General features: G+C 49.6%; 12 protein-coding genes and 2 riboswitches. Of the genes, 2 read left to right on the top strand and 10 right to left on the bottom strand.

Annotated elements, in window-relative coordinates; translation table 11 throughout:
• Positions 1-48: 48 nt before the first annotated feature.
• The 10 genes from V5J77_RS01240 to allC all read right to left on the bottom strand — a co-directional run bounded on the left by V5J77_RS01240 (position 49) and on the right by allC (position 13,659).
• The gene (locus V5J77_RS01240; RefSeq protein ID WP_338556497.1) at positions 49-2,250 is read right to left on the bottom strand and encodes a glycosyltransferase; all 2,202 of its coding nucleotides are present in this window, start codon (positions 2,248-2,250) and stop codon (positions 49-51) included.
• A gap of 423 nt (positions 2,251-2,673) precedes the next feature.
• Positions 2,674-3,621, bottom strand: a complete 948-nt coding sequence (locus V5J77_RS01235; protein WP_338553992.1) for a glycosyl hydrolase — start codon at positions 3,619-3,621, stop codon at positions 2,674-2,676.
• Positions 3,622-3,706: 85 nt separating this feature from the next.
• A riboswitch (cyclic di-GMP riboswitch) is annotated at positions 3,707-3,794 on the bottom strand.
• Positions 3,795-3,875: 81 nt separating this feature from the next.
• Positions 3,876-3,963: riboswitch (cyclic di-GMP riboswitch) on the bottom strand.
• An 87-nt stretch (positions 3,964-4,050) separates the two neighbouring features.
• Entirely contained in the window at positions 4,051-5,310 is a 1,260-nt protein-coding gene (locus tag V5J77_RS01230) for a mannosyltransferase family protein (protein ID WP_338553991.1), read from the bottom strand.
• A gap of 3 nt (positions 5,311-5,313) precedes the next feature.
• The gene (locus V5J77_RS01225) at positions 5,314-6,330 is read right to left on the bottom strand and encodes a glycosyltransferase family 2 protein (protein ID WP_338553990.1); all 1,017 of its coding nucleotides are present in this window, start codon (positions 6,328-6,330) and stop codon (positions 5,314-5,316) included.
• A 193-nt stretch (positions 6,331-6,523) separates the two neighbouring features.
• A complete protein-coding gene (gene argS / locus V5J77_RS01220) occupies positions 6,524-8,203 on the bottom strand; it encodes an arginine--tRNA ligase (protein WP_338553989.1) in 1,680 nt (559 codons plus the stop codon).
• A gap of 2 nt (positions 8,204-8,205) precedes the next feature.
• A complete protein-coding gene (locus V5J77_RS01215) occupies positions 8,206-8,652 on the bottom strand; it encodes a DUF1934 domain-containing protein (protein ID WP_338553988.1) in 447 nt (148 codons plus the stop codon).
• Between the two features lie 81 nt (positions 8,653-8,733).
• Complete coding sequence (locus V5J77_RS01210; RefSeq protein ID WP_338553987.1) at positions 8,734-9,252, bottom strand: DNA-deoxyinosine glycosylase; 519 nt, start codon at positions 9,250-9,252, stop codon at positions 8,734-8,736.
• Positions 9,253-9,399: 147 nt separating this feature from the next.
• Positions 9,400-10,725, bottom strand: coding sequence for a cation:dicarboxylase symporter family transporter (locus V5J77_RS01205; protein WP_338553986.1), 1,326 nt, complete (start codon positions 10,723-10,725; stop codon positions 9,400-9,402).
• Between the two features lie 373 nt (positions 10,726-11,098).
• Positions 11,099-12,349 (bottom strand): alanine--glyoxylate aminotransferase family protein, encoded by a 1,251-nt coding sequence (locus V5J77_RS01200; protein WP_338553985.1) that lies wholly within the window; start codon positions 12,347-12,349, stop codon positions 11,099-11,101.
• Positions 12,346-13,659: an allantoate deiminase gene (allC, locus tag V5J77_RS01195; protein ID WP_338553984.1), complete on the bottom strand. Its 1,314-nt coding sequence runs from the start codon at positions 13,657-13,659 to the stop codon at positions 12,346-12,348. Before allC ends, V5J77_RS01200 begins: the two co-directional genes overlap by 4 nt.
• A gap of 229 nt (positions 13,660-13,888) precedes the next feature.
• Between allC and V5J77_RS01190 the strand changes: the two genes are divergently transcribed.
• Positions 13,889-15,565: a PucR family transcriptional regulator ligand-binding domain-containing protein gene (locus V5J77_RS01190; protein ID WP_338553983.1), complete on the top strand. Its 1,677-nt coding sequence runs from the start codon at positions 13,889-13,891 to the stop codon at positions 15,563-15,565.
• Between the two features lie 161 nt (positions 15,566-15,726).
• Positions 15,727-16,278: a guanylate kinase gene (locus tag V5J77_RS01185; protein ID WP_338553982.1), complete on the top strand. Its 552-nt coding sequence runs from the start codon at positions 15,727-15,729 to the stop codon at positions 16,276-16,278.
• Positions 16,279-16,321 lie beyond the last annotated feature (43 nt).

Below are 16,321 nucleotides of genomic sequence, written 5' to 3'. Positions count from 1 at the left end.
AAAACAATCATTCGCCGTCATAACTCGACTTTCATACGTGCTCGCCTGCTATGACTTGGAGTTCGCCTCTGCTGGCACAATGCCTGAACGAAGCTCCTTATTACTTGGCGGTATGCTGCGGGACTCCCCCAGCAGCAGGCTTAAATCAAAAGCCTCATCGAAGACAATAGCCGCTGTCATCTTATTGCGCCCGGCCCATCCCACGCGGATAAGACGCCCGTTTGCCTCAAACGCTGAGCCGATAATTTGCAGCCTGACCTTCTTGCCTTCATGCATCGCCGCCTTCTGAGGCAGCTCAATTCGGCAGCCCGTGTAGCTAATATCAAGCAGTTGCGTCCGATAACGGTCCTCTTGATCGACCAAGATTGAAGCGCGGCGCTTCAGCCTAACTCGCGGTGACTTGCGATTTATAGATTTATAGGTGTACTTGAAATTAGAAATATAACGAATTACGGAAGTCCATATGCCCGCCTGAAAAATACCCTTAACGAACTCATCCGCATTGCCATATACTTCAGCAAGCCATTTGCGCTCCTCTTCAATGCTGCTCCAATGAAGCTTGAAGCCTATCTGGTATCCGGAGCCATGCTTGTCATAAAATATTTTCTCAGCCGTCACGCGTAAAGCATCCTGTGATAATGGAATATCCAGCTCTATGCGATCCGGAAGCGGCAAAATCGTATCCGTGTAAATGCGGCAGCCTGTCTCGCTAATATCCAGCGTCTTGACGTTTTCCATCTTCAGCTCTTCATCCTCCGTATAACGAAGCGTGAGCGGCAGCTCCTTGGCGAAGCGCTCCGCCTCCCGCATGCGCGGACGTTCAAAGCCGAGCAGCAGCGCGAGCATAAGAAACACTCCGTTATAACCAAGCCAAAACAAATTAATGAGCATGGACTGCAATTCATTTTCGCCCGCACCCGCAATACGCCCCACATTGACCGCCATCAGCACGACAGATAGCACAAGCAGAACAAGCAACGGCATCATATAGCGATAATTAATGGACGTTTTGTTCTGATAAATGCCTTTCGGCGTCACCTCAAAGGGAATAGCCTTGCGGAAGATGGTTTCCTGAAGGGCTGCGAGGAATAGCGTTGGCGTCATGGCCGTCTCGTAAACGTTGTTCCAGAACACATTGAGCTTCTTATTTGTTAAATAAGGCACTACGGTGACCGAGAACAAGAAATAGGGCAGCCAGAAGATAAGCAGCTGTTGCAAGCTTGTTTCAATAATAGCCACGCCGAAGGTCAAGAAGAGCATGGGAGAAAGTATGTACATAAAGCGTGTAACACCAAAGTACCAGTACAGCAGGTTGGAGAAATACAGCAGCCGCTGCATTAACGATAGGCCCTTTGCCTCAAGCGGATTGGACATCCTCGTCGTTTGTATGGTGCCCCTAGCCCAGCGGGCCCGCTGTTTAATTTGATCGGATATGGACTCAGACGTAAGTCCAAGTGCCAGCACCTCATTCAAGCAATAAGAATCAAACCCATTGGATTGAAGCTTCATCCCTGTGGCCAAATCCTCGGTAATCGTGCCAATAACGAAGCCGCCGATATGATCAATGGCGCTGCGCCGGAAAATACAGTTGCTGCCTACATAAATAACAGCATTAAAACGGTCTCTTCCCGACTGAACAAGCCGCATAAACATATCCTGCTCGTTCGGAATATTACGCCCTTGGTAGTAGTTGTATTGAAAAATATCTTCGTTGTAAAAAACTTGCGGCGTTTGTACGTAAGCAAGCTTCTCATTCTCTGCAAAAAAACCTACCGTCCGCTGCAAAAAATCCGGCTTTGGCATCATGTCTGCGTCCAATGTGAGGAGCAAATCGCCCTTCATTTTCGTCAGCGCATGATTCAAATTACCCGCTTTAGCATGCTCATTTCCGGGACGATCGAGATAATGGACGCCTAAGCCTTCGGCTACTTCTCTCATTTCCGCTCGTTTTCCGTCATCACATACCCAAATATTTAATAAATGCTCCGGATAATTTAAATTTTTACAAGCAAGGATGGTTTTTCTAACCAAGGATGGCGGTTCATTGTAGGTAGCGATTGTAACATCCACAGAATAAAGGTTGTCAGGTAATGGCGCAGGCTTTCTTTCAGTGGGTTTTAGCAGAAGAATGTGGAATAAAACGGATTGAAAAATAGAAATAATTTCAAAAAATAGTAACAAAGATCCAAAAATAAATGACCATCCAGATGGTAGTGTTTGTACAAGTCTCCATACTAGATACACGATCATGATAGCAATGGATACAGTTGTTAATATGTACCTAGCTTTTGTTTTCAAATAACCCCAATCCTTTGCGCTCTATTTATTCGCCATAATTCCATTCCTTTTCTGACTTATCTACAACATAGACTGACGATATTGCCTATTCTTGCTGTCGATATTTGTTAAATCGGCCGGAAATATGATATTTTTGGCGGCTAAGGCTCAAATTCAAAGTTATCTTATCACAATCCTTGCCCCTTTAAAAGTTAATTTTTATTCTAAACCTCTTAATCTTCTATGCAAAAGTGTAGAAAAAAAACGAAAAAACTCTAATTTTACGCGACGTACGCGAAATTAGAGTTTTTTCAGAATACCTATTTGGTACTATAACAGCTAGTTTTTTATAGAAGAGGAGGCTAGGGACTAGTTCTCTACTACCAAACTAATCTCTTAAAGTGTTTGTTGCAGCGTTTGGTAAGCGCTCAGGCTGTCAGCCGACGAATCAATATGCCAGTCGAGCTCTTTGTTTTCATTGAACCAGATCAAGCCTTTAATTTGGCTGTACGCTGGCGATTGCACTTGGTTCATCGCATCAATAACCCATTCTTTTTTGCTGCCGCCGCTTTCGGTTGTGCCTGTTTCAGCGATAATAATTGGCTTGCTCGAAATGCTTGTCAATGCTTGGTAAGAAGCATGGAATACCTCGTCAAATGTTCTCCACGAGCTCCACGATTGTTTCGTTCCAAAATTGTAGCCATCAATCGAGAGCATGTCCACGTAAGCATCGCCTGGGTACATCGCTGTAAACGAAGCGTTTTTGCCAACATTTTCAGCGTTTACATTGTACATGAATTTGATGTTTGTTGCGCCTTGCTCCTTGAAAATAGTAACGACACGTTGGAATGCCGCTTTGTAGGTTTCGTTCGTGTTCACTGTGCTGTCGCCAACACCCCAGCCGTACCAGTTGCCGTTGCCTTCGTGGAACAGGCGAAGCCAGATTTCAGGGTTTTTATTAGCCGCTTGCCAGTTCATTAATTGTTTAGCTGTTTGCTTCAGGTAAGCGTCCACTACGCCTCTATTGATATCAGCAGTCGAATATTCTTTGTAATTTTTATTTTTAAATTCAAGGGTAAGCAGGTTAATCGAACCATTACTATTTACATAGTCCATAAAGCCCTTCCACTCATTGATCCCTTGATTCGAATTGACGAAGGTATGTACAACATCTTGGTGGCCACCGATCAGTTGCTCGTAGGCAGCAATGTTGTCCAAGCTTTGGTTCGGCCAAGTGCCGATCCATGCTCCATTGTAAAAGTTTGTTTGTGCGCTAACAGGGAGTGCCCAAAGTAATGTCGAAGCGAGCATAAGGAGTGTAAGAGCAAATTTTGTCGATTTCATAGTTAGTTCCTCCCCCGAGCGAATGATGGTACGTGGTCCGAAGAACACGCCACACCTTCATCAAGCAAAGGAGGCTATGTTGGGCTTCGGCAGCTGGCGAGCATATTCCGTTAGGAATGAAGCCCCTATAGCTTTGCGCACATCAGGTTTCCCTGAGTTTGCCTTTTTCGTGTTTGAAGCAATAAAAAAAGATAGTCCCTGCTCCCGAAAGAACAAAGTCTACCTTGATTAATAAAGGAAGAAGCGATGTTGAATTCGGCAGCTGGCGAGCATATTCCGTTAGGAATGAAGCCCCTGTAGCTTTGCGCACATCAGGTTTCCCTGAGTTTGCCTTTTCGTTAAACATAATAGGTATAAAGTATGAACTAATGTTATATGGTGTTATTGTACACCTTGAGCGCAAATTTCGTCAAATTATTTTTTCATAAATTATACAACGAAAAAATATCCATTAAAGTAGCAGACCGCGTACACAATATGGAGCAGGAAAAACATCATGAAATAAAACATTTGGAGCGGCTTATTATTTTTCAGCACATCCGCAAAATAAATATAGAAGGGGAACGCCACCATGACATAGCGTGGAATGCTTTGCAAAAATTCGGCGCTGGCGAACGGGATGAGCATCAGCAGCAGACCATATGCAAAAAACAGCCATTCATGTGCATTACGGCGAATATCTTTCCAGCGCATAATAAGAAAGGCAACAAAAATGACGAGGACGGCATTAGCAATAATAAAGGCAAGCAGGCCATTTTCCCAGCCGCCGTTTCCTGAGAAATAAGGCTTTTGGATAAAATGAATGTAGTTTGAAAATGGAGCAACCGTCTTGCGATACCAGTTGATGCTCTGCTCTGTGATTGGAGCCAGTAAATCGCCCGTGAGCCATTTCATATATAATAGATAACCTGTCAGCGGCAGTGCTGAAATAATACCATAACCTAAATATTTCGCGTCCTTCCACTTAAAACGATACAGCCTGTGTTCAATCAGCAGCGTCCCCACAACGAAAAACAAGTTGACGAAGCCCAGATTGCGCGTCACAGCGGACAAGCCCCCGAACAGAAACGCGAGAAAATATCGCTTTTGCATCGCATAATATACGGTCATAAGCGACAGCATGAGGAACAGGCTTTCGGTATAAGGTACAGCATAGAAGATGGCGGTCGGAAAAATAAGCAGCAGCAGCACCGCAACTTGGGCATGCTCCTGTTTCAGCCCTCTTTTCAAGCAAATTCCATAAAAATACAAAAGCGATACGAGTAAAAACAAATTCGATAAAACCGATCCCACGACCGTCGCATCATATTTAGAAATAGACTCCACCAAGAAGACTAACAAAGGGTATAAAGGAAAAAACACCCAATTCGCACTGGGATGCGGTTCATTGATGTTATACGTATCGTAGCCATTTTCGGCAATACCCAAATACCATACGCTGTCAAATTTCCTTAAATCCTCAAAGCTTGGCTTCTTCAGCTGTGAAACATCCGTCTGGATCGAGAGCTGGCTCGATGTGAAATCATGCCCCTGTACGACCGCATAGTCCGGCGGCACTTGATAGTTTGGAAACAAATTCATGCCGAGAAAGCCTGCAAAGTAAAGCAATATTCTCGTGATGACAAACAAAGAGAGCAGGAAGATCAAAACTTGCGTGTTCGATTTTGCTTTAAGCAGCAGCGATTCCATTCGTCACCTCGTCTCTTGTAATTGCTGCGTTTTCGCTTTCGGCTCCGCCAATACAACGTTATGCAGCTCTGTTTCAACGAAGTATTTCGGCCTTTTCTTCGTTTCAATGTAAATTTTGCCGATATATTCACCGATTAGTCCAATGCATAACAGCTGAATACCGCCAATAAACCAAATCGAAAGAATCATCGAGCTCCAGCCAGATACCGTGTTGCCCTGCAAGTGCCGTATGAACACATAAAGAGCGAACAAAAGACTCATGACTGACATGAAGAAGCCAACAACCGATACTGCCCGGATAGGAGAAACGCTGAAGGAGGTAATGCCTTCCCAAGCGAAAATGAGCATTTTTTTCAGCGGATATTTCGATTCGCCGGCGGTCCGCTCCAGACGATCATAATACACGCTGTCGGATTTGAAGCCAATGGTAGGAATAATGCCGCGCAGGAACAGATTGACCTCCTGGTATTCCTCCAGCTTATCAACGACCTTCCTGCTCATCATCCGGTAATCCGCATGATTATAAACGACATTTACGCCAAGCTTAATCATTAATTTGTAGAAAAATTGCGCGCTGAGCTTTTTGAACATCGTATCAGTCGTCCGCTTGTTGCGTACGCCGTACACGACCTCGAAGCCCTGCTTGTACTTCTCAATAAACGCGTCGATCACCGTAATATCGTCCTGCAAATCAGCATCAATGGAAATAATGCAATCCGCATACTCCTTCGCCGTCAACAAGCCCGCCAGCAGTGCCCGCTGATGCCCAACGTTACGAGAAAGCTTCAGCCCGCTCACGAAACGGTTGCTCCGGTGGAAGGAATCAATCAGCGACCACGTTTTATCGCGGCTGCCATCATCTACAAGCAGCATTTTGCTCTGCTCTGACACCTTTCCCTCCTTCACCAGCCGTTCCAGCAACAAGGACATCTGCCTTACCGTTTCCGGCAGTGCTTCCTCCTCGTTATAGCAAGGCATGACAATTGATACAACAGGCAAATCGGACTCATTGCCTCTCATGACTTTTCCCTCGCTCTCTATGATGTTGTCCATTTTCGAAAATTAGTATAATCGCATACACTAGTTAAAGCAACTGGCCCAATACGCCTTTAAACCGTATTATGCTCCATTTCTTTGAAAAAAAGCCCCTGCGACGCGAGTAGCTTTCTGCCACCGCTGCCGCAAGGGCTGACCTTTATCTGAATGGGTAATTTTACATTTGTTGAGGGGCCGATACGCCTACGAGGCGAAGCGCGTTCGCAATAACGGTGCGAATAGCGCCAAGCAGCGCGAGACGCGCTTGAGTCTGCGCTGCATCCTCGGTAATGACGCGCTCCGCTCTATAATAGCTGTGGAACTGGGAGGCCAGCTCATACACATAGCGAATGATGCGATGCGGCGCATATTGCTCCGCCGCCTCCGCCACCTCCTGCGGCAGCTCGCCGAGCTTGCGCAGCAGGTCGTATTCGGCTTCCGACGTCAGCTTGCTGAGGTCGATCTGCTCAAGCGGCAGCAGCGCGAGGCTCTGCTCCTGCGCCTGACGGAAAATGCTGCAAATGCGCGCATGCGCATATTGCACATAAAACACGGGATTCTCGTTGGAGGTTGAAATCGCGAGATCCATATCAAAATCCAGATGCGAGTCCATGCTGCGCATCGTGAAGAAATAACGGATGGCGTCCACGCCTACTTCATCCATCAAGTCCTGCATCGTTACCGCTTTGCCGGTACGCTTGGACATCTTCACCTTTTCCCCATCCTGGAACAGGCTGACCATCTGGGCAATCAAGACGACCAGTTTGCTTGGATCGTTGCCTAGCGCCTCCATCGCCGCTTTAACACGCGGAATGTAGCCATGGTGGTCTGCTCCCCATATATTGATCATCCGGTCGTAGCCGCGGCTGTACTTGTCCATATGGTATGCGATGTCTGGAGTCAAATACGTATAGGAGCCATCATTTTTGACGAGCACGCGGTTTTTATCGTCACCGAAAGGCATCGTGTCAAGCCACGTCGCACCCTCCTCCTCGTATACATGCCCCTTTTCCTTAAGCGCCTCAAGCGCCTGCTCAACCTTGCCATTTTTGTAAAGCGACGTTTCGCTATACCAGATGTCAAAGCCGACGCGGAAGCGATTAAGATCATGCTTGATTTTATCCAGCTCGCGCTCTAGGCCAAAGCTGCGGAAAAATTCCAAGCGCTCCTCGTCGCTCAGGCCAAGCAGACGATCTCCCTCCTGCTCAGCAAGCAGCTTTCCAAAGCCGACAATATCCGCGCCATGGTAGCCATCCTCCGGCATTTCCGCTTCCTTGCCCAGCGCCTGCTGATAGCGCGCTTCGATCGACTTCGCCAGATTGTTCACCTGATTGCCGGCATCATTAATATAATATTCACGCGTTACCTCATAGCCTGCATATTCAAGCACATTGCACAGCGCATCGCCTACTGCCGCACCGCGTGCATGTCCAAGATGAAGGCTGCCTGTCGGGTTCGCGCTGACGAACTCCATTTCCACGCGCTTGCCTGCACCGATATGCGTACGTCCGTAGCTGTCGCCGCCTGAGACGACCTCGCCAACAACGTCATACAAGTAGCTTTTGTCCATACGGAAGTTAATGAAGCCTGGTCCTGCGATCTCAGCTGATTGAATCGACGCTTTCACATAGTCGAGATTCGCGATAATCGTTTCGGCGATCATCCTCGGATTTTTCTTCGCCAGCTTCGTCAGCTGCATCGCCGCATTGGTCGCCAAATCGCCATGCTCTTTATCCTTCGGCACCTCCAGCACGAATGCCGGCAGCTCCTCACGCGCTGCAAGCCCGCCTGCTACCGCTGCGTCGGCAATGGCCGCTTTAACTTGCTCATACAATTGCTCTAATACATTTCCACTCATCGTTACTGTTCCCCCTGAATATGCAGCCTGATATGAAACTGGCCGGATAAATGCTCTTCAATCCATAAATCATAGTTCCATTCTATTGTAAAAGGAGGCTCCGCCGACTCTCCCGCAGCAGCGTCCTCCGCATGAAACGCGAGCCGCTTCGTCTCCGTCTCCATCGGAAAAGACGTAAACGGCGAGCGGTAGCGCCCAGCCCGTCTGCCGCCTACGGCGAAAAGCTGCTCCGAATCCACCGCACCACGCCGCGTAATAAGCAGCTCGCCCTGACGATAGCGAATAAGCGACCTGATTGGCTCAGCCTTCGCTTCACCCTCAATTGACTCCTCGTACCGGATATAGATTGAGCGATCCTTGCGAAACAGCTCTCCGCGATGCTCACTCACCTGAACAGCGCCATCCTGCCTGCTTTCCAGCCTAATGCTGACGTTCATTCTTTCTGACATGCTCGTGCTCCTGTATTTTCAGTCTTAACGTATGCTTCTACTATATACACGTATCCCTGCAATTTCAACGATTAAGGACGATTACTGTTCCTCCAAAAAAGGAATAATACCGCGCCAGGCTTCGATTCGGTCCTCGAGGTTGCGCATTTTCTGCGTCGGAATCGGGCTCGTAGACGGCATTTTAAGCAGAGCGAGCGAGTCAAATGCCGGATGCTCGCGAAAATATTTTCGAAACGTATCATACGCCTTCGTCCCATTAAATGCAAAGCAGCGCAGCCCCGGATATTGCGCCAGCAGCGCCGGCAGATCATTCGGCTTCTCATCTTTTATGTTCACATCCAGGCTGCCCTCGCGCTCGCAGGATTCAATGACGTCGAATACCGCCAGTCGATGCTGCTGCAAAAAAGCGAGCCGCTTCGCATAATCCTCGTCCGGCGCCCCAGCGTCAAAGAGCCCGTACACCATCCCCCAAAAATAGTTGCGCGGATGACCGTAGAATTGCCGATGCTCCAGCGATTTCACGCTCGGCGCCGTCCCCAGCACCAGCACGCGGGCCCGTTCATCAATGACGGGCGGAAAAGAATATACGCGCTCTGTCATCGTTTTGTCACCCCCTGCTAGTTTTTTTTCTATTATGGCATTTTTGAAGGGAAATATCTCGCGCGCAACTAAAGACACGCAAATAAGAAGCACTACACGAAGGTAGTACTTCCACAATAGAAAAATGTCATCTTAGCTTTCAGAGTATTATTTGCTGACAACCGGCGCTTCCTTCACCAAGACCGGAGCCTCAGCCGTCACCTTGCGCTGCATAGCCTGCTGCGCAAGCCCCTTATCGAGCAGCCCCTCCCAGCGGGCAATTACAAACGTCGCAACCGAATAGCCAATAATGTTGACCGTCGTTCGGAAGTTGCCCATAATGCGGTCAGGCGCCAGCATAAGCGCAACAGCAGCCATTGAAATAGAGCCTGTGCTTGCCGCAGTAGCGGATAAGGCAACAAAAGCCGAGCCCGGAATGCCCGCCATCCCCTTGGACGTGAGCAGCAGCACACCAAGCAGCACCAGTTGTTCCTTCAAGCCGAGGTCTACGCCTGTCGCCTGCGCCAAAAACACTACAGCAAGTGATAGATAGATGGAGGCACCGTCCAAATTGAACGAATAACCTGTCGGTACAACGAGTCCAACGACAGCGCGGTCACAGCCCGCTTTTTCAAATTTGTTCATGAGCTGCGGCATAACCGCCTCCGTCGAGCCAGTGGCAAAGGCAAATACAATTTCCTCCCGCACCAGCATGATCAGCCTCCATAGACTAATGCCGACGAACACTCGCATGACAACGGCCAGCAGAAGCAGGAACAGCACACACGCGACCGTCATGGCAAGGAAAAGCTTGCCGAATGCCATCAGCGTCTGAACGCCATATTGGCTGACCATAAAGGCCATCGCGCCAAATGTAGCTAGCGCAGTAAGCTTCATAATATAGCCCATAATTTGAAAGATAACTTTGCTTACATGGTCTAGAAAATCAACTAGAACCTCAGACGTGCGGCCGCCGATATGCACAATGGCAAATCCTACGAAGCAGGAAACCAGCAATACCTGGAGCATCGTATTGGTTGAAAATGCCGCCACAGCACTTTCCGGGATAATGTTAAGGAAAAACTCAGAGCCGCTAGGCAGATGACCGTTTTTCGTCGCTTGCTGAACACCGTCTGTCGATAGCGTGGCCGGATCAATATTCATGCCAGCGCCGGGATTCATGAGATTCGCAATGACCATTCCAATAATGAGTGCAAGCGTCGTAATAACTTCAAAATAAAGCAGCGTCTTCCCGCCGATCCGCCCTACCGTCTTTATGTTGCCCACCTTGGCAATGCCCAGCACAACAACAACGAAAACGAGCGGCGCAATCACCATTTTAATCAGGCGGATAAAGCCGTCTCCAACAGGCTTCAGAGCTACGCCAAACGTAGGCCACAAGTACCCAACCACAATACCCGCCACAATTGACAGCATAATTTGAAAAAATAGTCCTTTGTAAAAGGGCTGACGCATTTTTTTAGTTTGTTCCATCCTTCAATCCCCCTAATATGTTATATTTCATGACTCAACGAGTTCTATTTACTAACATCATTATAAGGGGGATGCAGCTTTTTTACATTGTCTATAGTAACCAAAAAGACTGCCTCTTTTTTAGTCATGTTAGATAACAGCGCATTTAATACTAATTCTTCAACAACCTGCCCGACTCGCCTGTTAGCCTCAGTAAAAACTCACGCTCACAATGAAATAGAAAAAAAGCCCGCCACAAGGGGCGGACTCCTACTCTACTCACTATTCATTACACAGCATTCGCTATGCCAAGAGATCGCTAATACACGGGCAAGCGCTCAAACACCCAATGGAACGAGCACTCCCCCAGCTCAGCAGGCACCCACCAGAAAACTTACTGCAAGCTGCTGTCAGCCTCCGCTTCCCGATACATAGCGAGCGCCTCCTGCACAGCAGAACCTTTTGCAACCTCCACACCAAAATAGGTCAAGACAGCTTCAAGCGCGCCGAGAACCTGCAGCACATTTTGCTTGCGGCAGCTGTAGCCCATTGTGCCAATGCGCCATATTTTTCCCTTCAGCACGCCAAACGAGCTGGCAATTTCAATGCCGAACTGCTCCAGCAGCATCGCTCTGACCGCCTCACCATCCACACCGCCTGGAATTACGACGCAGGTGACAACAGGCAGCTTGCACGCCGGGTCACCATAAAGCTCCAGTCCCATACCTTTGATGCCTGCGACCAAAGCACGCTCATGCAGCAGATGGCGGGCAAAACGCGCCTCCAGCCCCTCCTCCAGCAAAATCCGCAGTCCTTCGCGCAGCGCATACAGCATCGACGTCGCTTCCGTGTGATGATTCAGCCGCGCTGCACTCCAATAATCCTGAAGCTGGCTGAGGTCAAAATAGTTGCTCCGAATTGTCCGGCCCAGCTCGGGCAGCGGTTCGCCCGGATCACGCAGCCCCCGTTCAATACGCTTGCGCTGCATAATATGCCGCTCGATTCGGCTATTATACGTAATTGGCGCCATGCCCGAAGGGACGGACAGGCATTTCTGCGTGCCGCCAATGACAGCGTCGATACACCAATTGTCCGTCTCGATCGGAACACCGCCAATCGTCGCGACCGCATCTACAATGAACAGCACATCCAGCTCACGGCACGCTCGGCCGATTTCTGCCAGCGGCTGTATGCGCCCCGTCGACGTTTCGCCATGCACCATCGCCACGACAGCAGGCTGCTCGCGTTTAATCGCTCTGATGACCTCATCAGGCTCAAACACCTGACCCCACTCCTGCTCCAGGGTCACTAGAGTTGCCCCGCAGCGCTCGGAAATTTCCGCAAGCAGATGACCGAAGCGGCCATAAATCGGAATCAGCACCTTCATGCCCGGCTCAATGACGCTCGTCAGCACCGCTTCCAGCCCGGAGCGCGACGTGCCATCAATCGGGAACGCCCACTCATTTTCCGTCTGGAACAGCTCGCGAAGCATACCCATCGTTTCATTCATCAGACCTGTAAATTCGGGGTCAAACTGCCCCAAAATCGGATAAGACATCGCGCGAAGCACACGCGGGTCAACCTCTACAGGACCCGGAGTCATAATCGTACGCGGCGTAGGGGATAAATCTTTATATTTTTTCATAGGGAACCCTCTCCATAGGCAAGTTGGTATAAAAGCTCGATCAGCACAGCCGTCCCTTCTGCAAGCTGCAGCGAATCGGTATGCTCAAGCGGCGAATGGCTAACTCCACCACGACTTGGAACAAAAATCATTGCAGATGGGCAAATGCTTTGCAGCTCCTGCACATCATGCCCCGCTCCGCTGACCATTCGGCGGTGAGCAATGCCATTTCGCTCGCAAATTTGCTCCACCTGTCTAGTCAGCTGTTCATCCATACCGACAGGAGCCGTGTTCATCCAATGCTTAATATGCAGCTCAAGTCCCAAGGAGGCGGCGATTTCGCCAAAGCGCTCATGAAATTGGCAGCAAAATAACGCCAAAGCCCGTTCATCCGTATGCCGCACATCAACGGTAAAGGACACTTCCTGCGGTATGACATTCGTTACGTTTGGCCGAACCTCCATATAGCCTGTCGTCGCCACAAGCGGAGCACCTTGCTGAGCAGCGGCATCCAGCAGCCAATCAATCATTTTGCTAGCTCCGCGCATGGCATCCCTGCGCCAAACCATTGGCGTCGTTCCCGCATGATTGGCTTCGCCCGTCACCGTTACCGTATAGCGCTGCTGACCTACAATCGCCTCAACCACTCCGATTTGCAGCCGCTCGCGTTCCAACACAATTCCCTGCTCCACGTGAATTTCCACGAAAGCCGCGATGTCGTGCCGCTCAGCTTCACTCGGCTCATCTACTCCTCTGCCCGCAGCAGCCTCCGCTGCTCCGAAGCCCGTCTGCTGCATGGCATCCTCCAGCCGTACACCATCCGTATCGGCTATGCCCGCCGCATCCTCCAGCTTAAATCGGCCCGTCACACTGCCAGAGCCCCAATAAGCGATGGGGAAACGGCTGCCTTCCTCTTCACAAAAGGATACAACCTCCAGGCTGCGCCTCGGTGCTCCATAATGCTTTTTCAAATAATCCAGCGCTATAATTCCTGCCGCTATGCCAAACGCGCCATCGTAAAGACCGCCGTTTTTGACTGTATCGACATGAGAGCCCGTCAGAATAGAAGGAAGATCACCTTCCACCCCCTCCAGCTTGCCATACAAATTCCCCACCCGATCGAAGGAAGGCACAAGCCCACTCATGCGCATTCGCTCAGCAAGCGCCAGCTGCGCCTCCTTCCACGCTTCAGAATACAACAGCCGAGTCACCCCGCCGCCTTCCTGCCTTCCATAGCCGGACAACCATACCAGCAGCTGTTCCAAATCTTCAGCAAGCGACGAAATAAGCGCCTCTCGCTCTTTTACCGTTCCCAGTGCGCTGCCACTCATGGTGCCACCTCCTTCTGACGCTAGTCCGCTTCCTATCCTCTTCTAATCGCACAGTTTATCTAACATACCTTCATTATAATCATCGGCACACGAGCAAGTCATTGTTCAACTTAACTAATGATATGACGGCTAATTGGTTACATTAACTTATTTTCATTGTTTTTCAGCTATAAAAATGATATATTCGCGTTATCTATTCTAACATGAAGAGAGCGAGGAAGCGGAACCGATGATTTTAGCCGATCTATTAAAAATACCTTCCCTCTCCGGCTCGACGGTGGCTGCCGGGCACGCCGGACTTAACCGCAAGGTCAGCACCGTCAATTTAATGGACGCCCCGGATATCATTCATTATATTAAGCCGCATGAGCTGCTCGTTACGACTGCTTATGCGCTTAAGGATACGCCGCAGGATCTCGTCGCGCTAATTACTTCAATGGCCGCAGTCGGCTGCGCAGGCCTCGGCATCAAGACAAAGCGTTTCCTTGCCGAAATGCCGGAAGCCGCTATCGCCCGAGCGAATGAGCTGCAATTCCCGCTTATTGAATTGTCGCTTGATGTGTCGCTTGGCGATATTCTCAATCAATCACTGGGCTTTATTTTGGAGAAGCAGACCGATGAGCTGCGATATGCGCTGGAGAGCCACCGCCACTTTTCCAACATTGTACTCAAGGGACAGGGGATTCGCGAAATCGTTCAGGAGCTCGCGGCGCTGCTGGGCAGCCCTACGCTGCTGTTTGATTCGAAGCTTACGCTAGCTGCGGCTTCGTCCCATTTTCAGAAAGAGCCGTATTCCCGCATGCTCCCTCAAATCTCCTTGGCCGTAGGCTCGCTGAGCGCACAGGACAAGGAAGCCGTGTTCTGTCTGACCGCTCCTGAGCCCGGCGTCCTCAATCATGTTGCCGTGCATCCGATCAAGACGTATCAGCCGCAAGGCTTTCTCGTCTCACTTCAGCATTCGTACCAGCTCCAGCAGCTTCCCGCGCTCGCTATGGAACAGGCTGCCAACGTCATTAGCTTTGAGCTGTTGAAGACGCAGGCGGTCAAGGAGCGGTCGCGGCGCTACAAAAATGATCTGTTTTCAGATTTTGTAGATGGCCTCGTCACCTCCGAGCAGGAGATGCTGCGCCGCGGCAATCGGTACGGTCTGAACGCAGGAGCCACTTCCTCCTTGTGCATTGTGGCAAGGCCGGACAGCAGCGCTGACGAACCCGCCACCTCAACAGCATCCAAAGCAGCCTTCCGAGCAAAGCCGTTTGAAGAACAGCAGCTAGCCGACTATGAGGAGCTGTATGACAGCCTGAAGTCCGCTTTCAAGGCACAGGGGCAGTCCTTTATCATTTTCAGCAAGAAAAGCTGGCTTGTGCTCCTGCTCACCTTCCAGCCTGAGGAAGCGCAGACGGTGGCACCAGAGCTGCTGGCTCGCATCAGTGATCAGGTATTCGAAAGCACGGGCATCGCCGTCTCCTTCGGCATTGGCAACCCGGTCAAGAAGCTGACCGACATTCCAGCAACCTACAAGGAGGCGGTTGACGCCTGGGAGACAGCCTTCACCAGTCGCAAGCGCCGGTTCGTACAGTTTTACCATGCTAAGGAGCTAACGGATTTGCTTCGTTTGCTGCCGGCTCAGGAGCTGAGAAAATTTCACAACGACATGTTCAAGGAGCTGAACCGGCTGGAGGACAAAGAGCGCAGCGAGCTGATGCGCACACTCATCGTTTACCACAGCAACAACTGCCAGATCGCTGAAACGGCCAAGCAGCTGTTCGTACACCGCAATACCGTCATTTACCGCTTGGAAAAATGTGAGCAGCTTACAGGCCGCAAGCTGCGAAATGACAACGACAATTTGCGCTTCCGCATTGCTTATCTCATCGGCCAAATTCTAGAGCCTTCGGAATCGTAATTTTTTTACCAATTTATTGAATATTAACATGACCTCTCCTTCTATAAAGAAGGATTCGCACGATTTTTGTCGAATGTTATCCTTCATAAGGTGTAAGACTTTATAGGCGATAAGCTTATAGAAGCCTTGTATTTTTCATTCGGAGAAGGAGGCGACAGGCTATGGCTGGACCTTATATCTTCATTTTCACCGGTACTAGCGGATCTGGAAGAAAAACGATGGCTCACCGGATCGGCAAGGAACTTGGCATCAAGCATGTCAGCTCTTACACAACACGCCCCCCAAGAGATTCTGAGCCGCCTGACCGCGACTATCATTATATTGATCAAGAACGCTTTGACCGTATGAACGCAAGCGGCGATTTTATTGAAACCGCCGTCATCCATAAGCATCATTATGGTATCCGCACTCGTGAGCTCACCGATTTACTGAGCGAGGGCAAGCATTTGTACATGATTCTCAACAGCGATGGCGCTTCGCTAATCAAGAAGCTGTACGGCGAGCAAGTCGTCCGCATCTTCCTGTATGTAGAAAAACGTACGGTCATTGAGCGGCTGGAGGCGAAGGGACTTCCTTCGGATGTCATCAACAGCTACATGTCGATTTACACCGAAGAGGTCGTCTACCGCAAGCAATGCGAGCATGTGCTGGAAAATCTCGATCTGAATCGCACGATGATGAAAATTCGCGAAGCGATTCAATCGCATTTATAATCGCAAAACGGGTACTGCTCTACTATCAGAGCAGCACCCGTTA

Origin of the sequence: Paenibacillus sp. KS-LC4 (genome assembly GCF_036894955.1) — a bacterium.
Classification (GTDB): domain Bacteria; phylum Bacillota; class Bacilli; order Paenibacillales; family Paenibacillaceae; genus Pristimantibacillus.
This window is presented reverse-complemented; position numbering and strand designations above follow the sequence as displayed.

What these genes read in the sequence shown, in the direction of transcription:
- V5J77_RS01200 (WP_338553985.1), bottom strand. Translation starts at nt 12,349, where the DNA reads ATGAAAAAATATAAAGATTTATCCCCTACGCCGCGTACGATTATGACT.
- V5J77_RS01240 (WP_338556497.1), bottom strand. Translation starts at nt 2,250, where the DNA reads ATGATCGTGTATCTAGTATGGAGACTTGTACAAACACTACCATCTGGA.
- V5J77_RS01215 (WP_338553988.1), bottom strand. Translation starts at nt 8,652, where the DNA reads ATGTCAGAAAGAATGAACGTCAGCATTAGGCTGGAAAGCAGGCAGGAT.
- V5J77_RS01205 (WP_338553986.1), bottom strand. Translation starts at nt 10,725, where the DNA reads ATGGAACAAACTAAAAAAATGCGTCAGCCCTTTTACAAAGGACTATTT.
- V5J77_RS01185 (WP_338553982.1), top strand. Translation starts at nt 15,727, where the DNA reads ATGGCTGGACCTTATATCTTCATTTTCACCGGTACTAGCGGATCTGGA.
- V5J77_RS01210 (WP_338553987.1), bottom strand. Translation starts at nt 9,252, where the DNA reads ATGACAGAGCGCGTATATTCTTTTCCGCCCGTCATTGATGAACGGGCC.
- V5J77_RS01225 (WP_338553990.1), bottom strand. Translation starts at nt 6,330, where the DNA reads ATGAGAGGCAATGAGTCCGATTTGCCTGTTGTATCAATTGTCATGCCT.
- allC (WP_338553984.1), bottom strand. Translation starts at nt 13,659, where the DNA reads ATGAGTGGCAGCGCACTGGGAACGGTAAAAGAGCGAGAGGCGCTTATT.
- V5J77_RS01230 (WP_338553991.1), bottom strand. Translation starts at nt 5,310, where the DNA reads ATGGAATCGCTGCTGCTTAAAGCAAAATCGAACACGCAAGTTTTGATC.
- argS (WP_338553989.1), bottom strand. Translation starts at nt 8,203, where the DNA reads ATGAGTGGAAATGTATTAGAGCAATTGTATGAGCAAGTTAAAGCGGCC.
- V5J77_RS01190 (WP_338553983.1), top strand. Translation starts at nt 13,889, where the DNA reads ATGATTTTAGCCGATCTATTAAAAATACCTTCCCTCTCCGGCTCGACG.
- V5J77_RS01235 (WP_338553992.1), bottom strand. Translation starts at nt 3,621, where the DNA reads ATGAAATCGACAAAATTTGCTCTTACACTCCTTATGCTCGCTTCGACA.